General features: G+C 62.8%; 10 protein-coding genes. 7 read left to right on the top strand and 3 right to left on the bottom strand.

Features of this window, described 5'->3' with window-relative positions; all coding sequences use genetic code 11:
- From AC01FP_RS15460 to AC01FP_RS15450, 3 genes are all read left to right on the top strand, one after another.
- Positions 1–1168 (top strand): DUF4055 domain-containing protein (locus AC01FP_RS15460; RefSeq protein ID WP_474481567.1); only part of this gene is annotated, 1168 nt, incomplete at its 5' end.
- A gap of 16 nt (positions 1169–1184) precedes the next feature.
- Positions 1185–1682, top strand: coding sequence for a hypothetical protein (locus tag AC01FP_RS15455; protein ID WP_474481566.1), 498 nt, complete (start codon positions 1185–1187; stop codon positions 1680–1682).
- Between the two features lie 3 nt (positions 1683–1685).
- Positions 1686–2855 (top strand): LysM peptidoglycan-binding domain-containing protein, encoded by a 1170-nt coding sequence (locus AC01FP_RS15450; RefSeq protein ID WP_474481565.1) that lies wholly within the window; start codon positions 1686–1688, stop codon positions 2853–2855.
- 15 nt (positions 2856–2870) lie between these two features.
- On the opposite strand, the gene sepF is transcribed toward AC01FP_RS15450, so the two are convergent.
- Both sepF and AC01FP_RS15440 read right to left on the bottom strand, forming a co-directional pair.
- Positions 2871–3146 carry a cell division protein SepF gene (gene sepF, locus AC01FP_RS15445; RefSeq protein WP_474481564.1) on the bottom strand — a complete coding sequence of 92 codons (276 nt, stop codon included), beginning with the start codon at positions 3144–3146 and terminating at the stop codon, positions 2871–2873.
- Positions 3147–3246: 100 nt separating this feature from the next.
- Positions 3247–3651, bottom strand: a complete 405-nt coding sequence (locus AC01FP_RS15440) for a YccF domain-containing protein (protein WP_474481563.1) — start codon at positions 3649–3651, stop codon at positions 3247–3249.
- 90 nt (positions 3652–3741) lie between these two features.
- On the opposite strand from AC01FP_RS15440, the gene AC01FP_RS15435 reads away from it, so the two are divergent.
- From AC01FP_RS15435 to vapC, 4 genes are read left to right on the top strand one after another with little or no spacing between them, the layout of a single operon-like run.
- Complete coding sequence (locus AC01FP_RS15435) at positions 3742–4674, top strand: hypothetical protein (protein ID WP_474481562.1); 933 nt, start codon at positions 3742–3744, stop codon at positions 4672–4674.
- A gap of 22 nt (positions 4675–4696) precedes the next feature.
- On the top strand, positions 4697–4972 hold the full coding sequence (locus AC01FP_RS15430) for a hypothetical protein (protein WP_474481561.1): 276 nt from the start codon (positions 4697–4699) through the stop codon (positions 4970–4972).
- 24 nt (positions 4973–4996) lie between these two features.
- Positions 4997–5257: an antitoxin gene (locus AC01FP_RS15425; RefSeq protein WP_474481560.1), complete on the top strand. Its 261-nt coding sequence runs from the start codon at positions 4997–4999 to the stop codon at positions 5255–5257.
- Entirely contained in the window at positions 5254–5682 is a 429-nt protein-coding gene (gene vapC / locus AC01FP_RS15420) for a type II toxin-antitoxin system tRNA(fMet)-specific endonuclease VapC (protein WP_474481559.1), read from the top strand. The genes AC01FP_RS15425 and vapC overlap by 4 nt, the downstream gene beginning before the upstream one ends.
- Before the next feature lie 350 nt (positions 5683–6032).
- Here vapC and AC01FP_RS15415 read toward each other — a convergent pair.
- The coding region (locus tag AC01FP_RS15415) for a hypothetical protein (RefSeq protein WP_474481558.1) at positions 6033–6417 on the bottom strand (385 nt) is incomplete at its 5' end.

The raw sequence follows: 6417 nt of genomic DNA, 5'->3' as shown, positions 1-6417 counted from the left end.
AGAACTCCACCGATTGGGCCCATCAGGCAGAAGAACGGAGCTGCTTTCGTTCAGATCAGCCGGGATTCGCTGTGTCCAGTGGGCAGGCTGCGGCTCTATCGGCAACAGACTCCTAGTGCCCCGGGGCGACCTGCTCAACTGGCGCCTGCCCACCGATGGCGCCAGCGGTGCTCCTGCATCAGGGCCGGTGGAGATCGTCTGGCGGGAGCCTCGCCGCCAGGCCCTGCCGCCCCGGTTCGCCAGCGGCAATGCAGCCGTGCCCACGGTGGTGCTCGATGCTCACGGTGGCCTGGTGCCGGACCCCCAAGCCTGGCTGTACCGCAGCCTTTCGGTCACTGATGACGGCCTAGTGCTGCGCAGCTGGCAGGCCAACCCCAATCCCGGCGCCGTGGATGGTTACGACGTGGTGCCGGCAGGCGAGCCTTCGCTGCTGCCACAGCGTTTTGACCTGCCGGCCCTTTGGTACTCAGTGGATGGCAGCGCCTTTGGAGAAGGCGATCTGCCGCACCTTGGTCTGGCCCACCAGTACCTCAACCACTACCGCTGCCGCAGCGATTACGAGGATCTGTTGTCACGAACGGCCCTGCCCGTGGGCGTACGCACCGGGCTGGTGGATGCCTACGGCTTCCGCCGCAGCGATGGCGCCCTGGGCTCGGGAGCAGGCACCGGCGGCGCAGAAGGCCAGCTCCCTCAGCGCCTGGTGCTCTCCACCTCCTCCTTTATGGACCTGCCCGAGGGAGCCAAGTTCCAGTGGGTCGAAATAGAAGCCCGCTCGCTGGCAGAGCACCGGGCCTACCTGAAGCAGCTGGAGGAGGCAATGCGCCGCGACGCCCTGATTCCCGCCGGTGGCCACGGTCCAGCTCGCACCGAACTGGAGGTTTCGCTCACGGCCGGCCAGAGCTTTGCCGTGCTCCAGTCCCTGGCGGGCCAGAAGAGTTCGATGCTCAGCACCCTGCTGCGCCAGTGGACCCGCCTCACCGGCGAAAAGCTTTCCGACACGCCGGCCTGCAGCGTGGAGATCTGCCCGCTGGTGCCCCCGCAACCGCCGCGCAAACCCCAGCCCTCGGTGCAGGAGTGGCTGGTGCTGCATGAGCGGGGGGTGATCGATGGCGCCGAGCTGCGGCAGCAGCTGGGGCTGGGTGAGATCACTGGGGGCAACAGCAGCTGAGCTGGCAACGGGGGGCATGACCCAGCCCTCCCCACCTATCTGCACCTGGCGGCCTGGTGACACAGAAGCCCTGCGCATCGCCCTCTCGATTCCTGTCAGCGCACCCTCTCTCTCGGCTCTGAGCCGGGAGATGGCCCTGCTGCAGATCCACTACCCCACGGGGGTGTGCACCGCCCAGGGCCACCTCGATGCCATCGCTGGCCTGGATCAGCAGCTGGCGGTACTGACCCCGGTGGACGTGAACAGCCCGGTGCGCATCCGGCGAAAGGGCGTGGCCGGTGGCGTCGTGCCCAACCCGCTGCCGCTGAGCAAGTTGGCCGTGGTCGATTACGCCACCGAGCTCCTGCTGGAGGAAACCGAAAGCGAGTGGAACCCTGCTGGCCCATCAACAGCTGTGGTGCTGAACTGGCAGCGCAGCCAGCACATCGGCCAGCTGGCGCTGCTGCTGCCAAGGCTGCAGAACTGGCGCCAATGCAAAACCGATCCCTTCCAGGGATCACTGGTGCGGGGTTGAGCGATGGAGCAACCCCTCTCGCCGCTGAACCAGGGACTTAACCCCGTTAGGGCTGCAGGGCAGTGGGGCCAACTGGTGGGCTTGCCAGCGTCCTCACCCGCAATCGACAGCCAGGTAGCTCAGCCCCTTGCTGCGCCTTTATGGCTGGCCTTGCAGCCCTACGCCAATGCCCGCCTCTGCCTGTTTGAGGTGGACCGGCCCGAGAGCCGCAGTCCGGTTCCGATTCGCCGCCACGTGATCGACTGCTTTCTGGAGCAGGGCGGCATCGTGGGCGGCTACAACGACACCGCCCTCACCGACCCGGGTGATGTGCTGCTGCAGGGCTACCTCTGCCGTGCGGCGATCCTGCCGGTGAGCACCAGCAATACCTTCGATTGGCTGGCGGCCGAGCTCGATTGGGCTACCCCCGGATTCCGCGACGAGGCACCGCTGCCCTGGGACCCAGCGCTGCTGGGCACGGTGCAGGCCCCCTGTCAGGGGGTGATGTGGCTGGGGGACCTGGCCCAGCTGTCGCCCCAGGGCGGGTTGCCCTCCGGAGGGCGGGCCCAGTTCGCCGGCTGCCTGGTGCAGCACTTCGGGGCGGACTACGGCCCCGGTGGCATCGGTTTATTGGTGCAGCCGCTGCTGGGGGAAGCGATCCAGCTGGTGCTCAGACCCCACAGCGTGCTGGTGCTCCGTGATGGCGACACGTTGAACCTGATCGCCGAGCGCTACGGGACAACCGTGGCCACCTTGCGGCGTAGCAACCCCCAACTGGAAAGCACCCAAAGGATCACCGCAGTTGATGGTGATTCGTTGGCGGTGCTGGCCGGTCGCCATGGCACCACCGAGACCAAGCTGCGCAGCCTCAACCCGGTGCTGCAGCGGAGCCAGGTCTACGTCACAGGCGAGGGCGAGACCTTGAGCAGCGTGGCGGCTGAGCAGAACCTCAGCCTTTCTCTGCTGCGCGAGTTCAACCCGGAGCTGAGTAGCTGGCCCAGCGAGGAACCGCTGCCGCCTGGCACCACCCTGCTGTTGCCCGTCTATCGCTCCACCACACCGATCACAGCGGGGACGCAACTACTAGTGCCGGGTTATCTGCCCTCAACCCAGCTGCCAGCGGGGGAGTGGATCTACCTGCCGGCCAGGCGGGCTGCACCAGCAGTGGATGAGGCGGTTGATCTACTTAGTTGATAGGGGCGTCGGGTTTCAGGCACTCAACGGCCAATGCTCCACCCGCCCCCGGGCTGGGGAGAACAGAAAGGTCTCGGCATCGATGCGATGCACCTGGCCATCAATAGCCTCCATGCCGCCACAGGCGAAATCAATCAGTCGCTGTGCTTCTCCGTCGTCTGCGCTGCTGGCATCGAGCACAACTGCCTGGTTGCCTTTCACCGCCTGGATCAGGACCTGGGCGTCAACCAGCTGCTGCGGACGGAACACCAGTAGCTGCTGGCCGCGCGTTGGATTGGTGCTGTTGTCCATGGCTACTGCACTGCCAGGGAAGGGGGCAAGAGCGTACTGGCTTTTCACGCTGGTGGTCCGCTCGCCAAGCCACTTCCCCAGCCCGCTGCTCGGGTGGTAATCAGCGGCGCACCGGCACAACCTGCATGCCGACCGGGGCCAGTGCGATCAGCGCCAGCTTGATGTGCTGGATCCCAAAGGGAATGCCGATGATCGTCACGAAGCAGGCCACCGCAGAGGTGAGGTGGCCGATCGCTAGCCACCAGCCCGCCACCAGAAACCAGATCACGTTGCCGATCAGCCCCAGCGGTCCGGTGCCGAAATCCATCCGTCCGGTGAGCTCATGCCTGCTTACGGCCTCATTTCCAAACGGACAGAAGGAGTAGTTGCCGATCACAAAGCAAGCCCGGGCCCAGGGGATGCCGACGATCGTGATCGCCGCGACCAGTCCGGCTAGCCACCAGCCCAAACCCATGACAACGCCCCCGAGCACGAACCAGAGCACGTTGAGCAGAAAGCGCAGCATCGGATCTTCCGCGGTGCTCCCAGCCTGGCAATAGGGGAGAGCGAGCGCAGCCCGGACGGGGCGCCCGCAACACCACAGCCGTGATGGGTGATGTCCTTCTCCTTCTTTTCAACCCCTGCTTCTCAGTCCCCTGCTCCCGCCGTGCCTTGGCAGAGCTACCGCCAGCAGCAGCAGCAACCCAACCAGGGCCCTGCTGGCTCCCTAGCTCCACTAGCTGCTGAACTCGACCCCCTCGATGAGGGCGACGACGAGGCCAGCGGCGGTGATCTGGGCGGTGCTGACGACGGCCTCGATTCCGCCATCCGCCAGGACTCGATCAGCGCCAGCAGCGGCAACGATGACCCCCCTGCTGCCACAACCAGCAGTGTTGAACCGCTGCGAGCCGAACGCCGCCGCAGCAACCAGCTCGATAAAGAGCTGCGTAAGGCTCGTGCCCAGCTGTCCCGGTTCTCGGAGATCAACCCGGACGAATACGCCCGCCTGCAGGACGCCGAGCGCAAGCGGGAGGAGTTCGAACGTCAGGTGGGCGAGCGCGAGCGCGAGCTCAACGAGGCCAACCTGCGCCGCGTGCGCAGCGTCGAAAAGGAACGGGACGAGGCCCGCTCCCAGGTGCAGAACCTGCGCAAGGAGCGCTTGATGGAGCGTCTCTTCTCAGAAGCGGAAGGCCGGGTTGGCGGCGATGAGCGGGGGACGTTCTTTGACACCTTCGTGACGCTGTGCGGCGGCCACTTCCAGCTGGGGGATGTGGACGGCCGTGAGCGGCTGCTGCCGGTGGATGGCAAGGGCCAACCCCTCACCGCCGATGGCGTAGCGCTGTGCGATGGCGACTACATGGAGGAGCTGCGCCGTCACCCGGTGTTCAGCTTCTTGTTCCAGCAGAGGAGCGGCTTGTACGCAGGCACGGTTGCTGAGGCGGGCCATGACCACAGCGCCGCCCCAAACCTGCAGACCCTGAGCACCGCCGAGCTCTACCTAGAGGCGGTCAAGGGCACCACGCCCAGGGCGGCTGCACCACGGCGCTGATTAGCTGAAAGGGGCTGAGGGAATGGCCTGGTATCTGGTGTTCTGGCGCAACCGATCCACATCCACCGTGGTGCCGGCCGCCAGCGCTAGCCAGGCCCGCTCCCGTGCCCGAACCAAACAAAAGCGTGGTTACGGGGCGATCGTTGCTGCACGGCGCGCCAATAACCAGGACGCTGGCTTGATCAGAAAAGGAACCTGGGTGAGGCGCCGCCGTGATGGCAGCAGCCCACAGTTCGGCTCTGCTCGCTCCAAGGCCAGGGCCCGGCGGCAGCGGAGCAGCTACAGGCATTGGCTGTGACCGACAGCTCCGTGGTGGCTACCATTGATAACCACCACGGAGCTGCTGCTGTTGGATACCGCGCGTTTGTTTCAGTCGGGCCGCAGTCAGGCTGTCCGTCTGCCCAAGGACTACCGCTTCTCTGGCTGTGAAGTGGTGGTGAAGCACTTCGGCAATGGCGTGCTGCTGCTGCCCATAGACGATCCGTGGCAGACCATGGAGGCAGGACTTGCGGCCTTTGAGCCGGGATTCGAGTTGCAGCGGGACCAGCCGGATCAGCAAATGCGACCAGCCATCCAGCCATGATCCTGCTGGACACCAACATCTGCATCTACATCATTAATGCCAAGCCAGTTGCAGTGCTGCAGCGCTTTCGGCAGTACCGCATCGGTGAGATCGGTCTGTGCAGTGTTGTGGCTGCAGAGCTGGCCTATGGGGTGGCAAAGAGTGGCTCGATTCGCAATCGCCAGGCGTTGGAAATGTTTCTGGCACCGCTCACGATCCTTCCGTTTGATGAAAATGCCGTCTGGGCCTATGGCGAGCTGCGAGCTGAGCTAGAGCGCAAAGGCACAACGATCGGTTCACTAGACACGCTGATTGCAGCCCATGCTCTGAGTCAAAGCGCTCTGCTGGTTACCAACAACACCGATGAATTTGCTCGGGTGCCAGGCCTACAGATTGACAACTGGGTTACAGAATCGCAAACAAATCAAAGCAGGTCTGCTGGTTGAGCTGTCGCAGCGTGATTGTAGTCGTGCCGGTGGCGATCGGCGCATTACAGGAATTCAACAGCAGAGGCACCACCGTGAAGGCATCAGCACTCGGCTTGGCAGCGCTCTCTCTAAGGCAAGAGATCTTCTTCGTGGGAGTGACTTGGTATATTGATTACGGATCTGATCTTGCTTGTGCGCAAATATAGTAGCGTACGCAATGTCAACGATACTGGCCTTGAATACGTTTTCGTGCGATCCAGTAGGAGAGAGATTAAAGATATAAATAAGGCGTTCATTTAGGACTACATTTTCCTTTGGCGAGGCCGGTATCATGATGTTATTGACTAGCCGGGGCCTGGAGTCTTTGGTTATGCATTCAGGACGCAATCAATGGCATCTACCCGCAATCTTCTTGCAGACCTGGGTGTTAGCCTTAATAGGCCTGACAAGGTCAGCGCCTGATTCCGCTCGAGTGCAATCGCTTTATTTCGCTCGGCATCATTCCTGTAATAGCAATACACTGCGCCACCAAAAAGCGTACGACTATCTAGTTTTATATATTCATCTTTAACGTTGTCAACTATTCTAGTAACATTGTAGTACTTGTCGTGGTACTTGTCGAGAGTGCTCGCATTGTCAACTTTGAATTCTTCGTGTATAAGGTCTGGATCTTCGACTGTAGATACGTATTCTCGATTTGCCTTGGGGCCAGCTTCTTGATTGACAGTCTTTTGTCGATCGGTTCGAATTGAT

The organism is Cyanobium sp. NIVA-CYA 375, assembly GCF_056108345.1.
Note: the sequence above shows the minus strand (reverse complement) of the source record. Positions and strands in the feature narration are given on the sequence as shown.